General features: G+C 65.8%; 19 protein-coding genes and 1 tRNA gene. 12 read left to right on the top strand and 8 right to left on the bottom strand.

Annotated elements, in window-relative coordinates:
* The first annotated feature begins 7 nt into the window (after window positions 1-7).
* Entirely contained in the window at window positions 8-2,752 is a 2,745-nt protein-coding gene (acnA, locus tag DZC52_RS02290; RefSeq protein ID WP_116649495.1) for an aconitate hydratase AcnA, read from the top strand.
* Between the two features lie 335 nt (window positions 2,753-3,087).
* Here acnA and DZC52_RS02295 read toward each other — a convergent pair whose 3' ends face one another.
* Window positions 3,088-3,576, bottom strand: coding sequence for an Lrp/AsnC family transcriptional regulator (locus tag DZC52_RS02295; RefSeq protein ID WP_116649496.1), 489 nt, complete (start codon window positions 3,574-3,576; stop codon window positions 3,088-3,090).
* Window positions 3,577-3,659: 83 nt separating this feature from the next.
* Here DZC52_RS02295 and DZC52_RS02300 point away from each other — a divergent pair, with 83 nt between their 5' ends.
* The gene (locus tag DZC52_RS02300; RefSeq protein ID WP_116649497.1) at window positions 3,660-4,904 is read left to right on the top strand and encodes a trans-sulfuration enzyme family protein; all 1,245 of its coding nucleotides are present in this window, start codon (window positions 3,660-3,662) and stop codon (window positions 4,902-4,904) included.
* On the opposite strand, the gene DZC52_RS02305 is transcribed toward DZC52_RS02300, so the two are convergent.
* The gene (locus tag DZC52_RS02305) at window positions 4,816-5,289 is read right to left on the bottom strand and encodes a cyclic nucleotide-binding domain-containing protein (RefSeq protein ID WP_116649498.1); all 474 of its coding nucleotides are present in this window, start codon (window positions 5,287-5,289) and stop codon (window positions 4,816-4,818) included. The two genes, DZC52_RS02300 and DZC52_RS02305, sit on opposite strands and share 89 nt — an antisense overlap.
* A 155-nt stretch (window positions 5,290-5,444) precedes the next feature.
* Between DZC52_RS02305 and DZC52_RS02310 the strand changes: the two genes are divergently transcribed.
* From DZC52_RS02310 to DZC52_RS02320, 3 genes are all read left to right on the top strand, one after another.
* A complete protein-coding gene (locus DZC52_RS02310) occupies window positions 5,445-7,235 on the top strand; it encodes an acyl-CoA dehydrogenase C-terminal domain-containing protein (protein ID WP_116649499.1) in 1,791 nt (596 codons plus the stop codon).
* 82 nt (window positions 7,236-7,317) lie between these two features.
* On the top strand, window positions 7,318-9,312 hold the full coding sequence (locus DZC52_RS02315) for an alpha/beta hydrolase family protein (protein ID WP_116649500.1): 1,995 nt from the start codon (window positions 7,318-7,320) through the stop codon (window positions 9,310-9,312).
* A gap of 18 nt (window positions 9,313-9,330) precedes the next feature.
* Window positions 9,331-10,710: a YfcC family protein gene (locus tag DZC52_RS02320; RefSeq protein ID WP_116649501.1), complete on the top strand. Its 1,380-nt coding sequence runs from the start codon at window positions 9,331-9,333 to the stop codon at window positions 10,708-10,710.
* Between the two features lie 48 nt (window positions 10,711-10,758).
* On the opposite strand, the gene DZC52_RS02325 is transcribed toward DZC52_RS02320, so the two are convergent.
* The 4 genes from DZC52_RS02325 to DZC52_RS15890 form a co-directional block, all read right to left on the bottom strand.
* The gene (locus DZC52_RS02325; RefSeq protein ID WP_116649502.1) at window positions 10,759-11,694 is read right to left on the bottom strand and encodes a ribose-phosphate diphosphokinase; all 936 of its coding nucleotides are present in this window, start codon (window positions 11,692-11,694) and stop codon (window positions 10,759-10,761) included.
* 53 nt (window positions 11,695-11,747) lie between these two features.
* A tRNA-Gln gene (locus tag DZC52_RS02330) sits at window positions 11,748-11,824 on the bottom strand.
* A 73-nt stretch (window positions 11,825-11,897) separates the two neighbouring features.
* Window positions 11,898-12,512: a lipoprotein insertase outer membrane protein LolB gene (lolB, locus tag DZC52_RS02335; protein WP_116649503.1), complete on the bottom strand. Its 615-nt coding sequence runs from the start codon at window positions 12,510-12,512 to the stop codon at window positions 11,898-11,900.
* Window positions 12,509-14,305 carry a tetratricopeptide repeat protein gene (locus DZC52_RS15890; protein ID WP_342766684.1) on the bottom strand — a complete coding sequence of 599 codons (1,797 nt, stop codon included), beginning with the start codon at window positions 14,303-14,305 and terminating at the stop codon, window positions 12,509-12,511. The genes lolB and DZC52_RS15890 overlap by 4 nt, the downstream gene beginning before the upstream one ends.
* Between DZC52_RS15890 and hemA the strand changes: the two genes are divergently transcribed.
* The 7 genes from hemA to cydC all read left to right on the top strand — a co-directional run bounded on the left by hemA (window position 14,256) and on the right by cydC (window position 22,911).
* Entirely contained in the window at window positions 14,256-15,512 is a 1,257-nt protein-coding gene (gene hemA / locus DZC52_RS02345) for a glutamyl-tRNA reductase (protein ID WP_116649505.1), read from the top strand. The two genes, DZC52_RS15890 and hemA, sit on opposite strands and share 50 nt — an antisense overlap.
* Window positions 15,509-16,600 (top strand): peptide chain release factor 1, encoded by a 1,092-nt coding sequence (prfA, locus tag DZC52_RS02350; RefSeq protein WP_116649506.1) that lies wholly within the window; start codon window positions 15,509-15,511, stop codon window positions 16,598-16,600. The genes hemA and prfA overlap by 4 nt, the downstream gene beginning before the upstream one ends.
* Before the next feature lie 5 nt (window positions 16,601-16,605).
* Window positions 16,606-17,013, top strand: coding sequence for a secondary thiamine-phosphate synthase enzyme YjbQ (locus DZC52_RS02355; protein ID WP_116649507.1), 408 nt, complete (start codon window positions 16,606-16,608; stop codon window positions 17,011-17,013).
* Window positions 17,014-17,133: 120 nt separating this feature from the next.
* The gene (locus tag DZC52_RS02360; protein ID WP_116649508.1) at window positions 17,134-18,543 is read left to right on the top strand and encodes a cytochrome ubiquinol oxidase subunit I; all 1,410 of its coding nucleotides are present in this window, start codon (window positions 17,134-17,136) and stop codon (window positions 18,541-18,543) included.
* A gap of 4 nt (window positions 18,544-18,547) precedes the next feature.
* Window positions 18,548-19,552: a cytochrome d ubiquinol oxidase subunit II gene (gene cydB / locus DZC52_RS02365; RefSeq protein ID WP_116649509.1), complete on the top strand. Its 1,005-nt coding sequence runs from the start codon at window positions 18,548-18,550 to the stop codon at window positions 19,550-19,552.
* A gap of 30 nt (window positions 19,553-19,582) precedes the next feature.
* A complete protein-coding gene (cydD, locus tag DZC52_RS02370) occupies window positions 19,583-21,271 on the top strand; it encodes a thiol reductant ABC exporter subunit CydD (protein WP_116649528.1) in 1,689 nt (562 codons plus the stop codon).
* Window positions 21,268-22,911, top strand: a complete 1,644-nt coding sequence (gene cydC / locus DZC52_RS02375; RefSeq protein WP_181918731.1) for a thiol reductant ABC exporter subunit CydC — start codon at window positions 21,268-21,270, stop codon at window positions 22,909-22,911. The genes cydD and cydC overlap by 4 nt, the downstream gene beginning before the upstream one ends.
* Here the strand turns inward: cydC and DZC52_RS02380 are convergent.
* Window positions 22,887-24,041 (bottom strand): lipoprotein N-acyltransferase Lnb domain-containing protein, encoded by a 1,155-nt coding sequence (locus DZC52_RS02380; protein ID WP_116649511.1) that lies wholly within the window; start codon window positions 24,039-24,041, stop codon window positions 22,887-22,889. The two genes, cydC and DZC52_RS02380, sit on opposite strands and share 25 nt — an antisense overlap.
* Window positions 24,042-24,125: 84 nt before the next feature.
* Window positions 24,126-24,974 carry a CorC family transporter gene (locus DZC52_RS02385; protein WP_116649512.1) on the bottom strand — a complete coding sequence of 283 codons (849 nt, stop codon included), beginning with the start codon at window positions 24,972-24,974 and terminating at the stop codon, window positions 24,126-24,128.
* Window positions 24,975-24,990 lie beyond the last annotated feature (16 nt).

A 24,990-nucleotide genomic window follows, 5' to 3' on the forward strand; every position in this document is an offset into this window, starting at 1 on the left:
GAGTCTCATGCGTGACGAGCTCGGCTGTCTCGATCACTTCAAGGCCAACGGCAAGGAAATCGGCTTCTATAGCTTGCCCAAGCTGGCGGAGAAACACGAAAACGTCAGGAGGCTGCCTTACTCGCTTCGCATCCTGCTGGAAAACTTGATGCGCTTCGAGGACGGCAGCAACATCACTGCCGACGACGTCGCCGCACTGGCCGACTGGGACCCCAAGGCCGAACCCAGCAAGGAAATCTCCTTCACGCCCGCCCGGGTGGTCCTGCAGGACTTCACCGGCGTACCGGCCATCGTCGACCTGGCCGCCATGCGCGAAGCGATGAAGGCGCTCGGCGGCAAGGCCGATCGCATCAACCCGCTCTCGCCGGCCGAACTGGTCATCGACCACTCCGTCCAGGTCGACAGCTACGGCCAGGCCGACTCGCTCGACCTCAACAACCAGATCGAATTCAAGCGCAACAAGGAACGCTATGCCTTCCTGCGCTGGGGCCAGGGCGCCTTCGACAACTTCAAGGTGGTCCCGCCCAATACCGGCATCGTCCACCAGGTCAACCTGGAGCACCTCTCGCGCGTCATTTTCGACGGCGAGATCGACGGCAAGCCGATGGCCTGGCCCGACACCCTGGTCGGCACCGACTCTCACACCACGATGATCAACGGCCTGGGCATCCTGGGCTGGGGCGTGGGCGGCATCGAGGCCGAGGCCGCCATGTTGGGCCAGCCGATCTCGATGCTGATCCCGCAGGTCATCGGCTTCAAGCTCACCGGCAAGCTGCCGGAAGGCACCACCGCCACCGACCTGGTGCTGACCATCACAGACATGCTTCGCGACAAGGGCGTGGTGGGCAAGTTCGTCGAGTTCTTCGGCGAGGGCCTGTCGCACCTGCCGCTGGCCGACCGCGCGACGATCGGCAATATGTCGCCGGAGTTCGGCTCGACCTGCGCGATCTTCCCAATCGATGAAGAAACGATTCGCTACCTGGAACTGTCGGGCCGCAGCAAGGAGCGCGTCGAACTGGTGCGTGCCTACGCCGAGGCGCAGGACCTGTGGCGCAACGACGAGGACGTCGATCCGGTCTACAGCGACGTGCTGGAACTCGACCTGGGCGACGTGGTGCCCAGCCTGGCCGGCCCGAAGCGACCGCAGGATCGCGTGCTGCTGAGCGAGGCCAAGAATACCTTCATCCGGCAGATGTCGGAACTGACCAAGAGCCGCGACGACGCCCGCAACGGCGAGCTCGACCGCTTCGCCGGCGAAGGCGGCGGAACGGCTGTGGGTGCAAGCGAGATCCCCGGCGCAGCCGAAGTCGAGTACAAGGACCAGACCTTTATCCTCAAGGACGGTGCGGTGGTCATCGCCGCCATCACGTCCTGCACCAACACGTCCAACCCCGCCGTCATGCTGGGCGCGGGCATCCTCGCCCGCAACGCCCGGGAAAAGGGCCTCAACGTCAAGCCCTGGGTCAAAACCTCGCTGGCGCCGGGCTCGAAGGTGGTCACCGACTACCTCGAGAAGTCCGGCCTTGACGACGACCTCGAAGCACTCGGCTTCTACACGGTCGGCTACGGCTGCACCACCTGCATCGGCAACTCCGGCCCGCTGCCGGAACCGATCGAGGACGCCATCAAGGAACACGAAATGGTGGCCTGCTCGGTGCTCTCGGGCAACCGCAACTTCGAGGGCCGAATCCATCCCGAAGTCAAGATGAACTACCTGGCCTCGCCGCCGCTGGTGGTGGCCTACGCGCTGGCCGGCAGAATGGATATCGACTTGCTCAACGAACCGTTGGGCGAGGATCCCGACGGCAATGAGGTCTATCTCAAGGATGTCTGGCCCGACGCCCACGAAATTCAGGACTTCATCCGGCAGAACGTCAGCTCCGAGATGTTCACCAAGAACTACAAGAGCGTGTTTGAAGGCGACGATCTCTGGAACAGCATGGACACGCCCACCGGCGAGATGTTCGAGTGGGACGAGGACTCGACCTACGTGCGCAATCCGCCGTTCTTCGAGGGCATGGGCATGGACCCCGAGCCCATCGGCGACATCACCGGCGCGCGCGTGCTGGCCAAGCTGGGCGATTCGGTCACGACCGACCACATCTCGCCGGCAGGCGCCATCAAGCCCGATTCCCCCGCCGGTCACTACCTGCAGGAGAAGGGCATTCACCCGGCCGATTTCAACTCCTACGGCTCGCGCCGCGGCAACCACGAGGTCATGATGCGCGGCACCTTCGCCAACGTGCGCATCAAGAACCAGATCGCCGAGGGCACCGAAGGCGGCTTCACCACCTACTTCCCCGACAGCGAGGTCATGCCGATCTACGACGCGGCCATGAAGTACCAGGAAGACGGTACGCCGCTGGTGGTCATCGCGGGCAAGGAGTACGGTTCGGGCTCCTCACGCGACTGGGCGGCCAAGGGCACACGCCTGCTGGGCATCAAGGCGGTGATCGCCGAAAGCTTCGAGCGCATCCACCGCTCGAACCTGATCGGCATGGGCGTGCTGCCGCTGACCTTCAAGGATGGCGAGAACGCCGAGAAGCTCGGCCTCGACGGCACCGAGACCTTCGACATCACCGGTCTGGCCGACGGCACCGAGAAGGAGGTCGAGGTCAAGGCCACGCATCCGGAAGGCAAGGAGACTTCGTTCAAGGCCAAGGTGCGCCTGGATACCCCGAAGGAAATCGAGTACTACAAGAACGGCGGGATCCTGCACTACGTACTGCGGGATATGGCGAAGGCGGCCTGAGTCGGATAGGTTTCAGGGATTCAGGGTTCAGGTTTCAGGAAACCGCCCCGCTCTCTCTGCCAACGATCGATCGCAAGAGGCCCGCCACTGGCGGGCCTTTTTCGTTGTGAGGGGGCTCTTTCGGTGGCCGCTACGGGCCGACGGTGGGGAGTTCTATCGCGCTCATACGAAATCGGAGATTTCCAAATCACGCGATAGAGCTTCCCGCCGCCGCCCCTCCGCTAAGTGCATTCTTCAGCACCGAGGAGGGTGTCGGGGCATAGGGCGAGCGATTTGGAAATCTCGGATTTCGTATGAGCTCGTCCTATGCCCCGCCACCCTCCGCTCCGACAGTCTCAATCCTCCTCCAGGTCCAGGTAGACCGGCAACTCGTGGTTGCGCCGGTGGGCGAAGATGAGCTGGGTTTCGATGTGGTCGACTTCCGGGCGCTCGGTGAAGGCCGAAAGGGCCAGTTCGCGCAGGTGGGCCGAGTCGCGGACGGCCACGTGGACCAGGTAGTCGTTGGCGCCGGCGACATGGAAGATGGTCACCACCTCGGTCACCGTCTCCAGATGCCGCTCGAAGGCTTCCACGTCCGCTCTCGCGTGACGCGCCAGGCGAACCGCCACCATCGCCTGCAGCCCGATCCCGAGCGGGTCGGGGTCGACGTCGGCGTGATAGCCGGTGAGCACCCGGGCCATGCGCAGCCGGCGCACGCGCTCCAGGCAACTCGACTGCGCCAGGCCGGCCTTGGCCGCCAGCTCCTTGTTGGAAATCCGTGCATTCTTCCGCAGGAGCCGCACAATACGCACGTCTTTTGCATCTAATTCGACATTTTTACTCATTACCGATTTCTCTTCGGTTTGAAACACTACTGTTGAATATATTCCTAGAATGGACGGCGTTTGACAACTCTGGAGCCCGAAAAATGAGCCGCTACGATCACACCCTGGGCGTGCACGCCGGACGCGAGGACCTGCGCGAACTGGGCGTCCATGCCCTCCCCGTCGACTTGTCGACCACCTACCCCCTGCAGGATCTCGGAACGGGCACGGCGAGCCTGGATGCACTCGTGGCCGGCCAGGCGGAAGCCGAGAACCCGGTCTACGCGCGGCTGCTCAACCCCACGGTGTCGCGCTTCGAGAAGGCCCTGGCCCGGCTGGAGAACGCCGAGGCTGCCGTTGGCTTCGCCTCCGGCATGGCTGCCCTGACCGCCATCGTTCTGGCCACGCAGGAGCGGGGACGCGAGATCGTCGCCGTCCGCCCGATCTACGGCACCAGCGACCACCTGCTCGAAAGCGGCCTGCTGGGAAACAAGGTGACCTGGACCACGGCCGACAAGGTGGCCGATTGCATCACCGATGAGACGGCCTTCGTGATGATCGAAACGCCGGCCAACCCGACGCTGGAGCTGGTCGACATCGCCGAGGTCGTGCGCCAGGCCGGCGACGTGCCGGTGGTGGTCGACTCGACCTTCGCCACGCCCGTCCTCCAGCAGCCCCTGGAGATGGGGGCGGCGATGGTGCTGCACAGCGCCACCAAGTTCCTGGGCGGGCACGGCGACGTGATCGCCGGCGCGGTCGCCTGCAGCGAGTCGCTGGCGGCCGGCCTGCGCCAGGTCCGCGTGGCCACAGGCGCCCTGATGCACCCCTGGGCCGCCTACCTGCTGCACCGAAGCCTGCCGACCCTGAAGCTGCGCGTCGAACGCGCCCAGCAGACGGCCCTGGACCTGGCCGATCGACTGGCCGGGCATCCCGACGTCGAGCGGGTGTTCTATCCGGGATGGCGCAATGACGGGCAGCGCGAGCTGCTCGATCGGCAGATGAGCGGCGGCGGCTGCGTGCTGGCGTTCGAGCCGAAGGGAGGCTACCGCGCCGCGTCCACGGTGATGCGTGAAGTCTCGCTGATGACGCCGGCGGTAAGCCTCGGCTCGGTGGATACCCTCATCCAGCATCCGGCCGGCCTGACCCACCGCGTGCTGTCGGAGCAGGGACGCGAATCCGGCGGCATCGGAGATGGCCTGCTGAGGGTTTCGATCGGCCTCGAAGAAGCCGACGACTTGTGGGCGGACCTGACGGCAGCGCTCAGGGCAGCCCGGCCGGCGACCACTGATCCATCATCTTGCGCTGGGCCGATTCGAGACGCGTCCCCATCAGCGCTGAAAACCGCCTGAGCAGGGCGTAGCCGAATTTCGGCTCGTCCTCGGCGCGCTTGAGGATCGCCAGGCCGTCGAAATCCAGCACCCGGGTCGGCCCCGCGGCCCGGGCGTTGAAATGCCAACGGTAAGGTTCGATCAGCCACGACCAGCCGAAGATCTTGCCCGGCCCCAGGCGCGTGACTTCCAATGTCGGTCCGGTCAGGGCCGGCACTTCCACCACCAGTTCGCCGTCCAGGACCAGGAAGAAGCGGTCGGCCGTGTCGCCGTGGCGGGCCACGAGCTGACCGTCCTCGAACCGCGTCTCGCTGGCGTGCTCGGCCAGCCAGTCGCGGTGCTCCGCGTCAAGCCCCCCGAAAAAGTCCGATTTTTCAAGAAGCTCTGCAATCTCTTTTGCTTGCATGACGGCACTCCACTGGGCTGGCGACATTGTCTCTTCTCAGTCTGGCGACAACATTGCCCCGCGTCAATTCCATCGGCCTGACAGTCGTGCTAGTCTGCTACCATACGTTGCCGTATGGTCAATCAACGAGCCCACCGAACGCCGAGGAGCGCCGAATGCCGAGCTACACCGGACCCGTAGAAGACTTCCGATTCCTGATCCACGAGTGCCTGGATCTTCAGGAATGCCGCGACCTGCCATCCCTGGCGGGCGTCGACAGCGACATCATCGATGCCGTACTTGCCGAAGGCGCTCGCTTCTGCGAGTCGGTGCTGCAGCCGCTGAACGCCCCGGGCGACGAAGCCGGCTGCCGCCTGGAAGGCGACGAAGTCTTCACGCCCGAGGGCTTTCGCGATGCCTACCGAACTTATACGGAGAACGGCTGGCCCGGGCTGACGTCTTCTCCCGACTATGGCGGCCAGGGCATGCCGCATTTCCTCGGCATTGCCATGTCGGAGATGATCACGGCCGCCAACACCTCCTGGGGCATGTACCCCGCCCTGGCCCACGGCGCCTGGGAACTGATCCACCTGCACGGAAGCGATGAACAGAAGCGGACCTGGCTGCCGAAGATGATTGCCGGCGAATGGACCGGCACCATGAACCTAACCGAACCGCACTGCGGCACCGACCTCGGCCTGGTCCGCACGCGGGCCGAACGCCGCGACGACGGCAGCTATCGAATCTCCGGCACCAAGATCTGGATCTCCGCCGGCGAGCACGACCTGGCCGACAACATCGTCCACCTGGTGCTGGCGCGCACGCCGGACGCGCCCGAGGGCACCAAGGGCCTGAGCCTGTTCATCGTGCCCAAGTTCCTGGTCGACGATGGCGGTGGAATCGGCGAACGCAACGGCGTGCGCTGCGCCGGGTTGGACCACAAGATGGGCATCCGGGCCTCGGCGACCTGCGAGATGGTCTACGAAGACGCGGTCGGTTACCTCATCGGCGAGGAGAACAAGGGCCTGAACCTGATGTTCACCATGATGAACGGCGCCCGCCTGGGCACCGGCATCCAGGGCCTGGGACTGGCCTCGGTCGCCTACCAGAACGCGGTGACCTTCGCGCGCGAGCGGCTGCAGGGACGCAGCCTCGACGGCGCGAAGAATCCGGAAAAGCCCGCCGACCCGATCATCGTCCACCCCGACGTCCGGCGCATGCTGCTGACCTCGAAGGCCTTCATCGAGGGCGCGCGCGCCCTGGCCGTCCACACCGCCCTTCAGCTCGACATCGAGTACAACCATCCCGACGCCGAACGGCGCGAGCGGGCCGGTCACTGGGTCGCCCTGATGACGCCGATCATCAAGGCCTACTTCACCGACATGGGCTTCGAGGTCACCAGCCTGAGCATGCAGGTGCACGGCGGCGCCGGCTATATCGTCGACACCGGCGTCGAGCAGTACATGCGCGACGCCCGCATCGCCCGCATCTACGAGGGCACCAACGGCATCCAGGCCCTCGACCTGGTCGGGCGCAAGCTCACGGCCGCCAACGGCGAAACGGTCAAGTCCTTTTTCACCGAAGTCGAGCGGCTGCTGGGCGAATGCGCCGACGAGCCGGCCATGGCCGAGTTCACCAAACCGCTGGCCGGGGCCGCCGAACGGCTCAAGAGTACGACCGCGGCCGTCTACCAGAAGATGGCCGGCGACCCGCTCGAGGCCGGTGCCGCCTCGGTCGACTACCTCGAGCTGTTCGCCCTGACGGCCATGGCCTGGTCCTGGACCACGCAGGCCCGGGCCGCTCTACGCGCCCTCGACGCGGAGGGCGCGCGCTCGGATTTCTACCGGACCAAGCTCGACACGGCGCGATTTTTCATGGCGCGCATGCTGCCGGAAACACTGGGCCTGGAGCAGAAGATTCTGGCCGGCGGCGAAACGCTGATGGCGCTGGACGAGTCGGCGTTCTGAAGCCCCGGAAGCCGGCGGCCTGACAGGTCGCCGGCTTTCTGCCAGAATGACCCGGTTTGTTTCACGCACCCGGGAGTCCACCATGCCCTATCGGCTCGCAGTGACCGCGGCCATCGCGGCCCTTGCCGTCCTGAACCTCGCCACGGCGTCAGCCGACACCGTCCCCACGCGCCAGTTCGTCAGTCACGCCGACGTCCGGAGCATGAAGATCTCCCCCGACGGCGAGCACGTGGCCTTCACCTACGAAGAAGGCACGCAGGTCAAGCTGGCCTCGATGGCCCTCGACAGCCAGGAGATTACCGCCAGCTTCGAGTTCGGCAAGAACCAGCACGTGCTGAATTTCTGGTGGGGCAGCAATGAACGACTGGTGATGTCGGTCGGCGAGGTCACCGGCAACCTGGACAATACCGGCCGCGCCCTGCAGCTCTACGCCGCCGACCTCGACGGCCAGAAGCGCCGCGAGATCTTCGACACCGCCACCCGCGGCGCATACCGCATGCTGCATCCACTGCCCGACGACGATCGCCGCATCATGGTCGCGCGCTACCACCCGACCGACGGCGGCGAGCCGAAGGCCAACTACGTCGACATGTACGACGCGGAAATGCGCCCGGCCGGGGACCTGCCGGTCGACAACGACATCGTCGCGCTGGTCGCCGACAACGACGGCAACCTGCGCGGCGCGGCCGCCGTCGAGTGGGGCGACAGCCTCGACGAAAGACAGCTGCGCCTGCACGTGCGGCACGAAGGCGAATGGCAGCAGGTCCGGATCCAGCCCGAGCGGCCGTCACCCAACCTCGACTTCCTCGGCTTCTCCAGCGAGAACGACCAGGTCTACTTTTCCTCCAACCACGACATGGCCGAGAACGACCGGCTGGGCGTGTTCCGCTACGATTTCGACACAGAGCAGGTCGAGTTGCTCTTCCGTCACGATGACATGAACGTCGGCGGGCTGATCTACGGTCCGGACGGACAGATTCTGGGCGCCACGACGCGCTTCGGCCCGATGAATTACCACTTCTTCGACGACAAGGTCGAGGAGAACCGGCGCAGCGTGCAGATGATCAGCGGCCTCGTGCAGGCCTTTCCGGGCAACAACGTCACGATGGTTTCGAGTTCGGAAGACGGCCGGCGCGCCATCGTCTGGGTGCGCGGCGACCGGAACCCCGGGGAGTTCTACCTGCTCAACACCGAGACGATGGAGATGCGCTTTCTCGTCGCCGCCCTGCCCGAACTGCCCACCGAAGCCCTGGTGCCCATGCGGCCGGTCCGGATCGAGGCCCGCGACGGCCTCGAGCTGCACGCCCTGCTGACCCTGCCCGAGAACCGCGACGAAGATCTGCCGCTGATCGTCAACGTGCACGGCGGCCCCTTCGGCGTCGTCGATCGCTGGGGCTACAACATGGAAGCACAGCTGATGGCGCACCACGGTTACGCCACGCTGCAGGTCAACTACCGCGGCTCGGGCGGGCGCGGCGATGATTTCGAGCGCGCCGGCTGGAAGGAATGGGGCGGCAAGATGCAGGACGACGTCACCGACGCCACGCGCTGGGCGATCGAGCAAGGCATCGCCGACCCGGGGCGCATCTGCATCTACGGCGGCAGCTATGGCGGCTACGCCTCGCTGATGGGCGTCATCAAGGAACCCGATCTCTACCAGTGCGCGGTCGGCTACGTGGGCGTGTACGACCTGCCCTGGTTCCGCAGCGGCGACGGCAACGACTTCTCCAGCCAGCGCGGCTACGGCCGCGACGCCCGCGCCAACTTCGAGCGCTTCATGTCCACCGCCGTGGGCGACGACATGGAAAAGCTGCAGGCCAATTCGCCGGTGCACAACGTCGACCGGATCCAGGCCGACCTCTACCTGGTGCACGGCGGCAGCGACGTGCGCGTGGTCATCGGTCATCTCGAGCGGCTGCGCAAGGCGCTCGACGAGGCCGGCAAGGACTATGAGTGGATGGTCAAGGAAGAGGAAGGCCACGGTTTCTATGACGTGGACAACCGGGTCGACCTCTACGACAGCATGCTCGAGTTCTTCGACGAGCATATCGGAGAGCAGGCGCAAGCCGAGGACTGATCGAGGGAGAACAAGCCGATGTCGAAAACGTTGCGGATGCCGCACACGCTGGTGCTGATGTTCATCATGATGATCGTCGCGCTGGTGCTGACCTGGGTGCTGCCGGCCGGCAGTTTCGAGACGATCACCAACGATCACGGCCGCGAAGTCGTGCAGCCCGGCACCTATGCCACGGTGGACGATGCGCAGACGCTGCCGCCCTGGCACCTGTTCACGGCCGTGCCGCGCGCGATGGCCGACGTTCAGGGGATCATCTTCTTCGTGCTGCTGATCGGCGGCTCGCTCGCCGTGATCCGCAAGACCGGCGCCATAGAGGCGTTCCTGGGCACGGTGATCCAGCGCTTCGGCGACAACGCCTTCGGATTGATCGCGTTCGGGGTCTTCCTTTTTGCCGCCGCCTCGGCCACGCTCGGGATGGCCGAGGAATACATTCCCCTGGCCGCGATCCTGATATCACTCTGCGTAGCCATGCGCATGGACACGGTCGCGGCCATCGGCATCATGGTCGTGGGCTACTGCGTCGGTTACGGCGCGGCGGTGCTCAACCCGTTCACGCTGTTCATCGCCCAGGATATCGCCGAGCTACAGCCCGGGTCGGGCTTCATGTTCCGATCGATCATCTTCTGGCCGTTCCTGGCCGTGGGCATTCACCATGTCTGGTCCTATGCCCGCAAGGTCCAGCGCGATCCTGAAGCCAGCCTGGTCCACGGCGTGGCCTCGGCGCAGCCGCCGCAGGAATCCGAGCTGCCGGAAATGACCGGCAAGCGAAAGGCCATCCTGGGCGTCACCGGCCTGGCGCTGGCGGTTCTTGTCTACGGCATCGTCGAACACGGCTGGTACCTGGTGGAGCTCGGCGCGATGTTCATCGCCCTGGCGATTGTCGTGGCCCTGATCGACCGGATGTCTTTCGACGACCTGGCGAAGAACTTCTCCTTCGGCGCCTCGGAACTGGCCGGGACGGCCATCCTCATCGGTTTCGCCAAGTCGATCGCCCTGATCCTGGAAGACGGCCAGGTCCTGCACACCATCGTCAATGCCATGGCCAGCCCCCTCATCGACCTGCCCGCCGAGCTGTCGGCGGTGGGGATGCTGGGCATCCAGAGCGTGATGAACATCTTCGTGTCTTCGGGCAGCGGCCAGGCCTACCTCACCATGCCCCTGATGGCGCCCATCGGCGACCTGGTGGGCATCACGCGACAGGTATCGGTGCTGGCCTACCAGTTCGGCGATGGCTTCATGAACATGATCGTGCCGACCAACCCCGTGCTGATGGGCATTCTGGGCCTGGCGGGGATTCCCTACGACCGCTGGTTCCGTTTCGTCTTCCCGCTGATCCTCAAGCTGCTGGCGCTTGCCGCGGTCTTCATGGTGGTGGCCGTACAGATCGGGTATTCGTAGGTCCGGGGTCGCATCCCCGACGGACGCGGGCGATAGCAACGCCCGGCGTCAGTCGACGTAAAGGGAGCTCACGGATTCGCCTTCCGCCATGCGCCGGATGGTCTCGGCGAGCATCTGGGCGACGGAGAGTTGGCGGATGCGGCCCGTGTCCTTCGCCGCCTGGCTCAGGGGGATGGTGTCGGTGACCACAATCTCGTCGATGCGCGAGCCGTTGATGTTGTCGATGGCCTTGCCCGAGAGCACGGGATGGACACAGTAGGCCACGACTTTCTTCGCGCCCTTGTCCTTGAGGGCGCCGGCGGCCGAGCACAACGTGCCGGCCGTGTCGATCATGTCGTCGACGAGCACACAGATCTTGCCGTCGACGTCGCCGATGAGGTTCATCACGGTCGCTTCGTTGGCCCGCGGCCGGCGCTTGTCGATGATGGCCAGCTCGCAGTCCAGCCGCTTGGCGATCGCGCGCGCGCGCACCACCCCGCCCACGTCGGGCGAGACGACGATAATCTCGTCGGAGGTGTAGTGCTTCCAGATGTCGGCCAGGGTCAGCGGCGAGGCGTAGACGTTGTCGACCGGCACGTCGAAGAAACCCTGGATCTGGTCGGCGTGCAGGTCGACGGTGACGACCCGGTCGGTGCCGGCCGTGGAGATCATCCGGGCTGCGACCTTGGCCGTGATCGGCACGCGCGACGAGCGCGGACGGCGGTCCTGGCGGGCATAGCCGAAATAGGGAATGATGGAAGTCACACGGTAGGCCGAAGCCCTTTTGAGGGCGTCGATCATCACCAGCAATTCCATGAAATTCTCTGCCGTGGGCTGACAGGTGGGCTGGACCAGGTAGACGTCGCGACCGCGAACGTTTTCCATGATCTCGACCATGGTCTCGCCGTCGCTGAAGCGACCGACGTTGGCACGGCCCATGGGCACACCCAGATTTTCGGCGATGGCCTGGGCGAGTTCCGGGTTCGCGTTCCCGGCAAATACCATCAGCGAGGGATGACTCAAGAAAACACCCTAATTGTGGCTGGAGCTGGAATAAATGGCAGGGACGGCAGGACTCGAACCTGCGAATGCGGGGATCAAAACCCCGTGCCTTAACCAGCTTGGCGACGTCCCTGCAAGGCGAAACCGTTCTAGCCGGCGACCGGGTCGGCGCCACCGGTCGCGATGGCGGGCATTATAACGATTTTTTACCGTGCTTCGACCCCGAAACGCCAATCGGCGATAACGATGCGAACGGTGTAACGATCCGAACGAGCCTCCAGGCGCGCCGGCAACAGGCGTCCCTCCACGCGGTCGAAATGCTTGTACTCCAGCGCCCACAGCGGATCGGTAACGCCCGCCAGCGTGCCGTCACCGGCGAATCGAAGCTCACCCCCTTCCGGTGGCACGAGGCCTCTGATCCACCAGGAAAGAGCATGGACCGGAATCGGCCAGCCGACGGCCTCCTCGACCAGGGGATCGGGATTCGTGCCGGCCAACCGGCCAACCTCGCTGCCCTGCAGGACCGCGCGGCCGGGCGAGAACCTCAGTCGCCACTGCTGGCCGCCCGCCGAGGTGCGCAGGTGAATGTGGTGTTCGTCGCCCTCGGCCCGCCAGGTGAATCCCAGCGAACCGCCGCGCTCGCCGTCGTGAAGTCCGACGCGGCCGGAAATGGACCACTGCGCGTGTTCCTCGAACCAGGCTTCGCGTTCGCTCAGCCAGGCACCTGCCGGACGCTGTTCGCGGGTGGCGCAGGCTGCCAGGATCAGCACGACGAGAAATGCCAGCGCAATCCGGGCAGGCGCGGTGATGCGTTCGCTCACGGCAACCGGCCCAGACGTTCCAGCGTCTCCCGCAGATACTCGTCTTCGGGGTAGTCGCTGATCGCCCGAGCGGCCAGCTCGCCGGCCTCCTCGTTGCGTCCGATATGATCGAGCACCTCAATCAGGTGCGCCATGATCTCGGGATTCTCGTCGCCCTCGAGCGCACGTCGAAGGTAGTCGACGGCTTCCTCGCCGCGACCCAGGCGATAGAGCACCCAGCCCATGGAATCGAGCGTTGCCGGATCGTCGGGATCGAGCTCCAGCGCGCGCTGGATGAGCCGGTAGGCCTCCTGGTGACGATCGGTCTGGTCGGTCAGCGTGTAGCCCAGGGCATTGAGCGCCATGGCGTTGCCGCCTTCCATCTGGATGATACGGCGCAGGTCCTGCTCGGCAAGGTCGACATTGCCGGCGGACGCCGCGCTGAGCGCGCGCGCGTAGAGCAGGTCCGTGCTGCCGGGATTGTCGGCAAGCGGCTTGGCCAGAAGGGACACGGCTTCGGCCGGCCGACCGTTGCTGCGAAGCATTTCGGCCTCGATCAGCCAGGTATCGAGCGCCAGCCCTTCCTCGTCGTCCTCACGCAGCTCGGCCAGCAGGGAACGCCCGTCGCTTATCCGTCCGAGGCGTCCCAGTATCACCGCGCGCCGGAGCTTCGCCTCCTGCAGGCGAGCCGGATCGTCGACGAGTTCGTAGAACTCCAGCGCCGCCTCGTCGCGCCCGACCAGTTCGGCCAACTGGGCGACCAGGAACACGTGGCCATCACGCCGGTTCGGTTCAGGCAGCTCACGCATCCGCTGCCAGACGGCCTCGGCCTCCGCTTCGCGATCAAGCTGAACGAGGTAAATGCCGAGCGTGTAGAGGGTCTCGCTGTCGGCCGGCAAGGAGCGAAGCAGTTCGATCGATTCCTCGTCGCGATCGAGCTGACGCAGGACCTCGGCCTCGGAAAGGGCCAGGGACACATCATCGGCACTGTCCTCACGCGCCTGACGATACAGGGACAGGGCGCGCTCCAGGTCGTCGCTGTCAGCGGCCAGCTGGGCCGCCCAGATCAGATGATCGACTTGCCCGCTGGTGTTCGCGGCCTGGAGGGCGCGTTCGAGCGACCGCGCCCGGTCGCCCTGGCGCCACAGAAGGATGCTCTCGGCATGAGCGACTTCACCCGCCGGCGCTGCCTCGCCCCGCTGTTCAACCAGTTGCTCGAAGACCGCGCGCGCGGTTTCGTCGTCGCGGGTGGCTGCCAGCAGCATGGCGGCACGGCGCCACCAGCGCGGCGAATCAGCGGAGGCCTCGCGATCGAGCCAGGACGTGATGGCATCGACAGCCTGTTCGGTCTGGGCCAGGTTGACCCGGGCTATAATGCGCACGTGGTGGGCCGAGTCGGCATCTTCGTCCAGTTCAATCCAGCGCTCGGCAGCGGTGATCGCTGCCGGCCAGTTCTCGAGCTGCCCGGCCAGGCGAGTGACCATGCGGGCGATCTCGGGGTCGCTGGACTTATTGGCCGCGGCCAGGTATTCCTCCAGCGCCGACTCGTACTCGCCCACGTCGACGAGCCTTTCGGCGGTGGCAATATGGAGCATCGCCTCCGATTGCCCCTGCCCGGTTTCTGCCCGGCCTTCTTCCCCCTCACCTTGACCGGTGGTGGCGCAGGCCCCGAGCATCAGGCACAGACCGCCGACAGCCAGCGCGCGCTTGATCTGCCGGGCTGCGGGTAGGAAAATTACACGTTTGTCCATCAACTGGTCCTGAATGTCGCTATTCACCCTGGGAATCAGCCACCAGACCGCACCGATCAGCATTCGCGAGCGGCTGGCATTCGCGGCTGAGACATTGCCGGAGGCGCTCTCCTCGTTGTCGGCGATTCCCGGCGTGGAAGGCTGCAGCATCTTGAGCACCTGCAACCGCACGGAGCTGTACGTTTCGTCGGAACAGGCTATCACGCGCAGCATAATGGATTGGTTGCACGAGTGGCACGGTCTCGCTCCCGGTCACTTTCGGGAGCACGTATACCAGCTCGAGCACGGCGCCTGCACCTACCACCTCATCAAGGTCATCTCCGGGATGGACTCGATGATCATCGGCGAACCCCAGGTCGCCGGTCAGGCCAAGCAGGCCTGGCAACAGGCCCAGGCCGCCAACACCCTCGACAGCCGGCTCGATCGCATGTTCCAGCACGCGTTCGCGGCGGCCAAGCGGGTTCGCAGCGAGACCGGCATCGGCCGCGACCCGGTCACCCTGCCCTTCGCCGCCCTGCGGCTGGCACGGCAGATCTTCGGCGGGCTCGATTCCCTGCGCGTGCTGCTCATCGGCGCCGGCGAGATGATCGAAGACTGCGCGACGCATTTCCACGCCAGCGGCATGAACACGCTGACCATCGCCAACCGCAGCGCCGAGCGCGCCGGTCGGCTGGCCGAACGTTTCAACGCGCGATCGGCCACGCTCGACACCCTGCCGGAGCTTCTCGGCGAAAGCGATCTGGTCATCGCCTGCACGGCCAGCCCGTCGGCGATCATCGATCGGCAGATGATCCGGGACGCGCTGAAAACCCGACGCCGGCAGCCGATGTTCGCGCTTGACCTGTCGGTTCCGCGCAACATCAGTGCCGACGCCGGCAATCTCGACGACCTGTACCTCTACACCATCGACGATCTTCGCGCGATCGTGGAATCGGCCCAGCAGCAGCGACAGGAAGCGCTGCAGCAGGCCAATGCCATCGTCGAGTCGGAGGTGGCCACTTTCGAGCGATGGCTGCGGCTGCAGTCGACTTCGAGCACACTGAAGTCCCTGCGTCAGCAAGCGCAGGGCGAGCGCGACCGACTCCTCGAGCGGGCGCGCCAGGAACTCGAGCGCGGCGCCGATCCCGAAGACGTCATGCGCCGGCTTTCGCACCGCCTGGTCAATCGCCTGCTGCATGGTCCCAGCATCCGGATCAGGCAGGCCGCAGAAGCGGGCGACGAAGAGCTCCTGGCCGCCGCACGCTTCTATTTCACGGACGAGAATTCATGAACGAGGGAATGCGCCAGCGACTCGCGGAGGCTCGGGAACGCTTCGAGGAACTCGAGCAACTCCTCGCCAGTCCCGAAGTGATCGGCGATCGAAACCAGTTCCAGCAGTTGTCGAAGGAATACGCCGAACTCGAACCGGTTATCGGCGTGTGGCGCAGGTTTCGCGACAACGAAGCGGCAATCAGAGAAGCTGGCGAACTGCTCCGGGCCGACGACCCCGAGATGCGCCAGATGGCCCGCGACGAACTCGACTCGCTCGAAGCCGAAACAGAGTCGCTCGAACAACGGCTGCAGAAACTGCTGCTGCCCCGCGATCCCAACGACGAGCGCAGCATCTTCCTCGAGATCCGCGCCGGCACGGGCGGTCAGGAAGCGGGCATCTTCGCCGGTGACCTGCTGCGCATGTACACGCGCTATGCAGAACGTCGCGGCTGGAAGGTCGAAATCATGTCGGCCCACGAGAGCGAGGCCGGCGGCTTTCGCGAGGTCATCGCGCGCGTCATCGGGCAGGGCGCATGGTCACGACTCAAGTTCGAGTCCGGCGTTCATCGCGTCCAGCGTGTTCCCGAAACCGAGTCCCAGGGACGAATCCACACGTCGGCCTGCACGGTCGCTATCCTGCCCGAGGTCGACGACGTGGAATCCGTCAACGTCGACCCGAACGACCTGCGCGTGGACACCTTCCGCTCGTCAGGCGCCGGCGGCCAGCACGTCAACACCACCGATTCGGCCATCCGCATCACCCACCTGCCCACCGGCATCGTGGTCGAGTGCCAGGACGAGCGATCGCAACACAAGAACCGGGCGCGCGCCATGAGCCTGCTCAACGCCCGCCTGCTCGAAGCGCAGGTGCAGCAGCAAAGGGACGAGCGCGCCGCCGAGCGCAAGCTGCAGGTTGGATCCGGCGACCGCTCCGAACGCATTCGCACCTATAACTTTCCGCAAGGCCGCGTCACCGACCACCGAATCGGCCTGACCCTGTATGATCTGGACAAGATCATCGACGGAGAGCTCGATGCCGTCATCGAACCCCTGGTGGAAACGCATCAGGCCGAGCTGCTGGCAGAGTTGACGGCTCACGCTCACTGACCCCCATGCACCAGGCCGAGCTGACGATCGAAACCCGGGGCCGCGACACACTCGACATCACCGGGCGAATCTCACGCGAGGTGACGGCGAGCGGCGTCGAGACCGGGCTCTGCCACATCTTTCTCAAACACACCTCCGCTTCGCTTCTGATCAACGAGAACGCCGATGCCGACGTGCAGCGCGATCTTGAAACCTTCTTCGCCGACCTGGTGCCCGACGGCGACCCGCGCTTCCGCCACCGGGCCGAAGGCGCCGACGACATGGCCGCCCATGTGCGGCTGGCCCTGACGCACTCGGACCTGACCGTTCCCGTCAGCAACGGCCGGCTGGCGCTGGGCACATGGCAAGGCATCTTTCTCTGGGAACACCGCTACGAGCCGCATCACCGCCACATCGTGGTCACGATCCGATAGCTAGAATTCGGGGGTGACCGATCGGGTCAGGAGTAAAAGGCGCTGATAGATTCATTACCCATACGCTATATTAGCGCTATATAATATTATCGCCACAATTCGGAAAAGGAGCGGACGATCATGGAGCTGGACCCCCTACTGCTGTCGAGAATCCAGTTCGCCTTCGTGGTGTCATTCCACGCCATTTTCCCCGTCTTCACGATCGGGCTGGCCTCCTACATCGCGGTTCTCGAAGGCCTGTTCTATCGCACCGGTCGTCCGGTCTACCTGCGTCTTTCGCAGTTCTGGACGAAAGTATTCGCCCTCGTGTTCGGAATGGGCGTGGTTTCGGGCATCGTCATGTCCTTCCAGTTCGGCACGAACTGGAGCGTTTTCTCCTACCAGGCGGCGAACTTCTTCGGCCCGGTGCTCAGCTACGAGGTCGTGACCGCCTTCTTTCTGGAAGCCACCTTCCTGGGCGTGCTGCTGTTCGGGCGCAACAAGGTCCCGCCGGGCGCCCACCTGTTCGCGGCCTGCATGGTGGCCGTCGGCACCTTTATCTCGAGTTTCTGGATCCTGGCGGCCAACAGCTGGATGCAGACGCCGGCCGGCATCGAAATGGTCGACGGTGCCGTGAAGATCACCTCCTGGGGCGAAGCCATCTTCAATTCCTCTCTGCCCTACCGCTTCGCCCATATGGGACTGGCTTCGTTCATCACCGGCGGTTTCGTGGTCGCGGGCGTGAGCGCGTGGTATCTCCTGCGGGGTCGTCACCGCAACAGCAGCCTCACGGCCCTGAAGATGAGCCTGCTGATGCTGGCCGTCGCGACCCCGCTCCAGCTTGTCGTCGGCGACCTGCACGGCCTCAATACGCTCGAGGAACAGCCGATCAAGGTCGCAGCGATGGAGGGGCACTGGGAAACCAAGCAGGGCGCGCCCTTGATCCTGTTCGCCATTCCGGATTCAGACGCCGAGAAGAACCACTTCGAAATCGGCATTCCCTACCTGGGCAGCCTGATCCTCACCCACAGCCTCGACGGCGAAGTGCAGGGGCTCAAGTCGGTCCCGCCCGAAGACCGCCCACCCGTGGGAATCGTTTTCTGGAGCTTTCGCTTGATGGTCGGGCTCGGCGTGATCTTCATCGCGGTGGCGCTGCTGGGCGCCGTTCAGGTGCTTCGCGGAAGGCTGGAACACTCGTCCCGCCTGCTGCGCATCATTTCGTGGATGATCCCCCTGCCCTTCGTGGCCGTTCTTGCCGGCTGGTTCGTGACCGAGATCGGGCGGCAGCCCTGGATCATCTACGGGATCATGCGCGCCAGCGAGGCCGTCACGCCTTCGCTCAGCGGCTGGATGGTGCTGGCCACCCTGATCGGCTACGTCACCGTCTACGCGATCGTCTTCACGGCCGGCATCACGTATCTCCGTCGGGTCATCCTGGCCGGACCGGCTCCCGAGCCGGACGAGGGCGAAACCGGATCGGCGCACGCCAAGCGACCGTGGTCGGTCGTCCGCGACGACAACGACGAACCGCTGGCCGAAGGAAGGAGTTGACACCATGGAACTGTTCGACCTGACACTGATCTGGATCGTCATCATCGGAATCGGCGTGTTCATGTACGTCCTGATGGACGGTTTCGACCTGGGCGTGGGCATCCTCTTTCCCTTCGCGCCCAGCGACCAGGCCCGCGACGACCTGATGAACTCCGTCGCCCCGGTCTGGGACGGCAACGAGACCTGGCTGATCCTTGGCGGGGCCGGCCTGCTGGCGGCCTTTCCGCTGGTCTATGCGGTCTTCCTGCCGGCGCTCTACATCGGCGTGTTCCTGCTGCTGGCCGGACTCATCTTTCGCGGCGTGGCCTTCGAGTTCCGCTTCAAGGCCCGCAACTCCCGACACTGGTGGGACCGGTCCTTCGCGATCGGATCGACCGTCGCCGCCTTTGCACAGGGTGCGGTGGTCGGGGCCTACATCCAGGGCTTCGAAGTCGAAGGCTTTTCCTATGTCGGCGGCGCCTTCAACTGGTTGACGCCGTTCACCGTCATGACCGGTCTCGGCGTGGTCGCCGGCTACGCCCTCCTGGGCGTGACCTGGGCCATTCTCAAGACCGAGGGCGAGACGCGCGACTGGGCCTATCGCATGGCGCCGCGGCTGCTGGCCGTCGTGATGGGCTTCTTCATCCTCGTGAGCATCTGGACGCCGCTGGCCAGCGAACACGTCAGCGAACGCTGGTTCGGGCAGGTCTCCGCGCTGTGGTCCTTCCCGGTCCTGACTGTGATCGTGGCCGCCTGGGTCCTCGCCAAGCTGCGGCAGCGTCGGGACGGCCTGCCATTCGTCGGCTCCATGATCCTATTCGCCCTGTTCTACTTCGGGCTGCTGGCCTCGATGTGGCCCTACGCGGTGCCGCCCGAGCACACCTTCTGGGACGCCGCATCCGACCCCGGCAGCCAGCTGTTCCTGCTCCTGGGCGTGCTCTTCCTGCTGCCCATCATCATCGGCTACACGGCCTGGTCGTACTGGGTTTTCCGGGGCAAAATCCGCTCCGGCGAAGGGTACGGGCACTGATCGGCAAGGAGCCAGGACGTCGCTTCCGGGGTGCAGTCTGAAGAGCGCTGGCTAAGCGCGCGCGAACCCCGCGGCTTTCGCGCTGTACTGGTCGGGCTCACGCTGGCCCAGGCCGCGCTGATCATCGGGCAGGCCTGGCTGCTGTCGAGCGTGATCGGCGCGGTGCTGGCCGAAGGCCGGTCGCTCGGCGGCATGGCGCCCGCTCTGGTCGGCCTGCTGGCCGTGCTCCTGGGCCGCGCGGCCCTCGATTCCGCGCGAAGCTGGTATGCCTCCGGCGTCTCCGTTCGTGTTCGGGCCGACCTGCGCCCCCGCCTGTTCCGGCAAATCGCCCGGGCGGGCCCGGGCTATGCATCCGGTGCGGGGGCCGGTGCCCTCACGACCACGCTGATCGAGCAGGTCGACCTGCTGGAAAAATGGTACGGCCGATTCCTTCCGCAGCGAATCGCTGCTTCCGTGACCATCCCCGTGCTGCTGCTCGCGGTATTATGGCAGGACTGGCTGGCCGGTCTGTTCCTGGCGCTGGCCGCGCCGCTCATCCCCTTGTTCATGGTCCTGGTCGGCTGGGGCGCGGAGCAGGCCAGCCGCGAGCAGCAGCATGAACTGGTGCGCCTGGGCGGCGTCTTCCTGGACCGGCTGCGCGGCCTCGACACGATTCGCCGATTCGGCAGCGAAGAGCATGAGCTGAACCGCCTGGGGCAGCTGATCGAACGATTCCGTGAGCGAACCTTCGCGGTGCTCAAGATCGCTTTCCTGTCGAGCGCCGTACTCGAGTTCTTCAGCGCCGTGGCGATTGCCGCCGTCGCGATCTACGTCGGCCTCGGCCTGCTCGAATACATCCAGTTCGGGCCGGCATCATCGCTGACGCTGCAAAGCGGGCTTTTCGTACTGCTGCTCGCTCCCGAGTTCTTTCTTCCGTTGCGGCAGCTCTCCCAGGCCTGGCACGACCGGGCGGACTCGCTGGCGGCCGCCGACGGAATCCTAAAAGTTCTCGAAACCCCGCCGGCCCGCCCGGAACCCGAACGACCCGTGCGCATCGAGCCGGAACGGGCCTGCCGTGTCGAAGCCCGAAACCTGACCCTGTCACGTGCCGGCCGCGGCACCGTGCTCGATCGAGTCGCTTTTCGCGCCGAACCCGGAGAGCGCCTGTTGATCCGCGGGCCCAGCGGCGGCGGGAAGTCCACCCTGCTCGACCTGGTCGGCGGATTCCTGGCGCCGGATTCCGGCACCATCCGCATCGACGGGATCGACCTCGATCGGATCGATTCCGGATCCATGACGATGCTTCGCGGCTGGATGGGACAACAAGGCGGCCTTTTCGAGGGCACGCTGGCCGACAACCTTCGCCTCGCGGCGCCGGATGCCAGCGAGGCCGCCCTGGCGTCCGCGCTGTCGGCCGCCGGCCTGCAGGACTGGACGAACGGCCTCCCGCATGGCCTGCATACGCCCATCCGGTCTTCCGGCGAAGGCATCTCCGGCGGCCAGGCCCGCCGCATCCTCCTGGCCCGCGCCCTGTTGCGGCCCAGGCCCCTGCTGCTACTCGACGAGCCCACCGCCAGCCTGGATGCCGAAACGGCCGCAAAACTCTGGGAGACACTCGCCGACCTCGCCCGGGACGGCGGGCCGACCATGGTCTGCGCCAGTCACGATCCGGCCGCCAGCGAATGGGCGGACCGTACGCTGGAACTCGCGGGCGGGCGCCTGACGGAGATCACACCGTGAAGCCGCAACGACTGGTGGCACGGGCCTGGCGGCGTCAGTGGCGATGGCTGGCACTGGGTGTCGGCCTGATGCTCGCCTCCGCCACCGCGGCGCTGGTCCTCCTGGGCCTGTCGGGCTGGTTGATCACCGCCAGCGCGCTGACCGGGCTGGGCGTGATCGCCGCGCTCGATATCTTCACGCCGGGCGGCGGCATCCGGCTGGCCGCCGTCACGCGAACGCTGGCCCGCTACGGTGAGAGACTGGCGACCCACCGCGCCACGCTCGCCCTCCTGGCCACCCTGCGCCTGGAACTGATGCGACGCCTGCTGCGCCTCGACGAGGTCCAGCTTCGGCGAATGCAGCGCGGCGACACGCTCAACCGGCTCACCCGTGACGTCGACGCCCTCGATCACCTCTACGCAGGGGTGGTCGGTCCGCTGCTCACCGCCTCGGTGACCACACTCGGAACCGCCGCGGCCTTCCTCGTCCTGGCCTCCCCCCAGGCGGCGCTGGTCATGATGGCACTGGGGCTGGGGGCGACAGCCGTCACGATGCTCGCGGGGCGTGCCGGCCGGGCGCCGGGCCGCGCGCTGTCGCTGGGCGAACCCGAGCTCCGTCGTCGCTGCACCGAAAGCCTGGAAGGACTCAAGTCCCTGCTGGCCGAGGGCCGCTCCGGCGATTTCGAAGACCGGATCGGGCGCCTCTCGGCCGCGCGCCTGGCGCAGCAGCGCCGTCTCGACCGGATCGACGCCGTTGGGCGGGGCCTGATCAACGCCGCGGGCTTCACGGCCGCATGGGCAATGCTGCTGGTGGTTCTCGACGGCGGTTCCCCGCAACCCGTAGCGGGACCGGTTGCCGTGATGGCCATCATCGTCATGCTCGGAATGAACGAAATCTGGCAGGCCCTGCCGGCCGCCTGGCGGCAGCTGACGCAGAGCCGGCTGGCGGCAGAGCGAGTCGAGGAACTGGCGAATCGGAAACCGGCAGCGGCCAGCGGGCACGGTAATCCGCCGCCTTCGGGTCCGGCGGCGATCCGCCTGCAAGGTGTTTCTTTCAGCTGGCCCGGCAGCCCGAATCGCGTGCTGGACAAGCTGGATCTCGAGAGCGGGCCGGGCGAACGCCTGCTGGTCACCGGCCCGAGCGGGAGCGGCAAGACCACGCTCGCGCTGTTGATCATGCGTCAGATCGAACCGGATTCGGGTGTCGTCCGGCTCGGCGGATTCGACCTGCGGCAGCTCGATCCCGACGGCCTGCGAAAGACCATTGGCTACCTGCCCCAACAGCCGATGGTTTTCGCCGATACGCTGGCTGCGAATTTGCGCGTGGCCGCCCCCGCGGCCGATGAAGCCGCCATGGCACAAGCATTGACCGACGCCGGGCTCGGCGATTGGCTGGCCGGCCTGGAAGACGGCCTGGACACCTGGCTGGACGAAGGCGGCGCCAGTCTTTCGGGCGGGGAGTTGCGGCGCGTCGGCCTGGCCCGGCTGATGCTGATCGACCCGCCGGTGGTCATCCTCGACGAGCCGACGACGGGCCTGGATCCGGCAACCGCGCGAAGTCTCTCGAACCGCCTCGAGTCATGGCTAGCCGGGCGGACCACGGTAATGGTCAGCCACGAGCCCGAATTGCTGCCCAGCTACGATCGCGTCCTGGCGCTGTAGCGCGAACGCGCCACCCAGAGCATGACGGCCAGCAAGGGCGCCAGCCCGAAAACGACCTCGGGTCGGTACTGTGGGCCGCCGGGCCAGGCCAGCAGCACCGCACCAGCAGCTGCCGCGGCGAGAAGAAGCCACCACAGCGCAGCAGTGGCCAGGCGGGGCAGCGGCAGGAGCATCAGCAGCCAGGCGGGGTTGAGCAGCAGCAGCACGCGGTTGCCGTCGATCACCTCGTGCCCCGTGCCGAACCACATCAGCAGCACCAGGATACCGGCCCCACCCGTGGCCAGTGCGGCGGCTCGCCAGGGCAAGGCGGACCAGAAGCCCTTCTCGAAACGCAGCGCAACGGCGACCAGCAGGGCCGCCAGGACAGAGACCAGCCCGTAGGACCACCACTGCAGCGAAGGCTCCAGGGGAACGTCGTGGCTGCGCGAGACGTAAAGCGTTTCGCTCTCGCCCACCAGCGGCTCGCCGTCGATGCTGACGCCGGCGATCGAGCGTGCCAGGGCCTCGGGCACGAAGCCCTCTTCCCAGGCCGTTCGCGGCTGGTCGATCATCGGTCCGAGCAACAGCATCAGGCCGGCGTGCAGCTCGAGCCGGCTTTGGTTGTAGCGGCGAATGTGATCTCGGAAGTTGAGCCTGGCGGGCTGCCGGTCGAGTTGCTGCCGCACCTGGCCGTCCACGACCCGGTCGATCAGGTCGCGCAGCCAGGTCGAGCAGTTGTTGAAGAAGTAATCGTAGTCGTAGTACTGGGGAATCGGAAACACGTTCTCGTGCAGGAGCCCGTGCATCTGGCGAATCTGCCCGGCGTCGAGGTTGAGCTGCTGGATGCGGATGGAGCGGTCGCGCATCCGGTAGAAGGCGAATTCTTCCTCGGGCGTGGCGACCGATCCGAAGTACTTCATGATGCCGCGGGCGAAATCCGTGTAGAAGCCCGGGCGGTCCATCTCGAAATAGCCGAAACTGTAGACGTGATCGAGCCCGAGTTCGGCATCGCGCAGCCATAGCGCGTTGTGGCCGAAGCGTTCCCAGACTTCCTGGCCGGGGCCATAGGTGACCAGCCAGGCTTCCTGGGCCTGCGCCGAAAGCGAAAGCCCCTGGCACAAGACGAGCGCCAGAAGAAGGCGATGGAACATGCGGGAGAAGCGCCTGGCAGTCACGGTGTCGCGGAGTACGGATTCGGGGAGGCCACACTTTACCCCATTCGCCAACCCGAGTCGTCAGGCCTGGAAGACCTCCATGGCGTGCAGGCGACGGTCGTCGGCGCTGGTCACCACGAAGTTCCAGCCGCCGATCTCGACCGATTCCCCAGACTCCGGCAGGCGCCCGAACTCGGCCACCACCAGACCGCCGATGGTGTCGTACTCGTCGTCGCTGAAATCGGTTTCGAAGGACTCGTTGAAGTCGTCGATGGCGGTCAGCGCCTGGACGAGATACTTCCCTTCCTCTATCCGCTGGATGTCCTGCACGGCCTCGGCGTCGTGCTCGTCGTCGATGTCGCCGACGATCTCCTCGAGCACGTCCTCGATGGTGATCAGGCCGGAGACGCCGCCGTACTCGTCGACCACGATGGCCATGTGGTTCTTGCTGACCCGGAATTCCCTCAGCAGCACGTTCAGGCGCTTGGATTCGGGAATGATGACCGGCGCGCGCACCAACTCGTCGATGTCGATGTCGTTCCCGTTGGCGACCATCTTCAGCAGATCCTTGGCCAGCAGGATCCCCTTGATCTCGTCGCGGTGCTCGCCCACCACCGGGAAGCGGGAATGACCCGATTCGATGATGATCGGCAGGATCTCGTCGAGCGGCGTGCCGTCGGGAATCACGACCATGTGGGAGCGCGGGATCATGACGTCGCGCACCTGCAACTCGTCCACTTCCAGGGCGCCCTCGAGCATGGCCAGGGTGTCGGGCTCGATCAGGCCCTGTTCGCTGACGTCGCGCAGCAGTTCAACCAGGTCCTCGCGACTGCGGGGCTCGCTGCCGAAAGCACGTCCGATTCTCTCCAGCCAGCCTCGGGAGCTGGCGCTGCTACTGCCGTTCGAACTGTCGCTTGTCTCTTCGTTCATATCGGAAAGGATACCG

Source organism: Wenzhouxiangella sediminis, assembly GCF_003410055.1.
GTDB classification, from domain to species: domain Bacteria; phylum Pseudomonadota; class Gammaproteobacteria; order Xanthomonadales; family Wenzhouxiangellaceae; genus Wenzhouxiangella; species Wenzhouxiangella sediminis.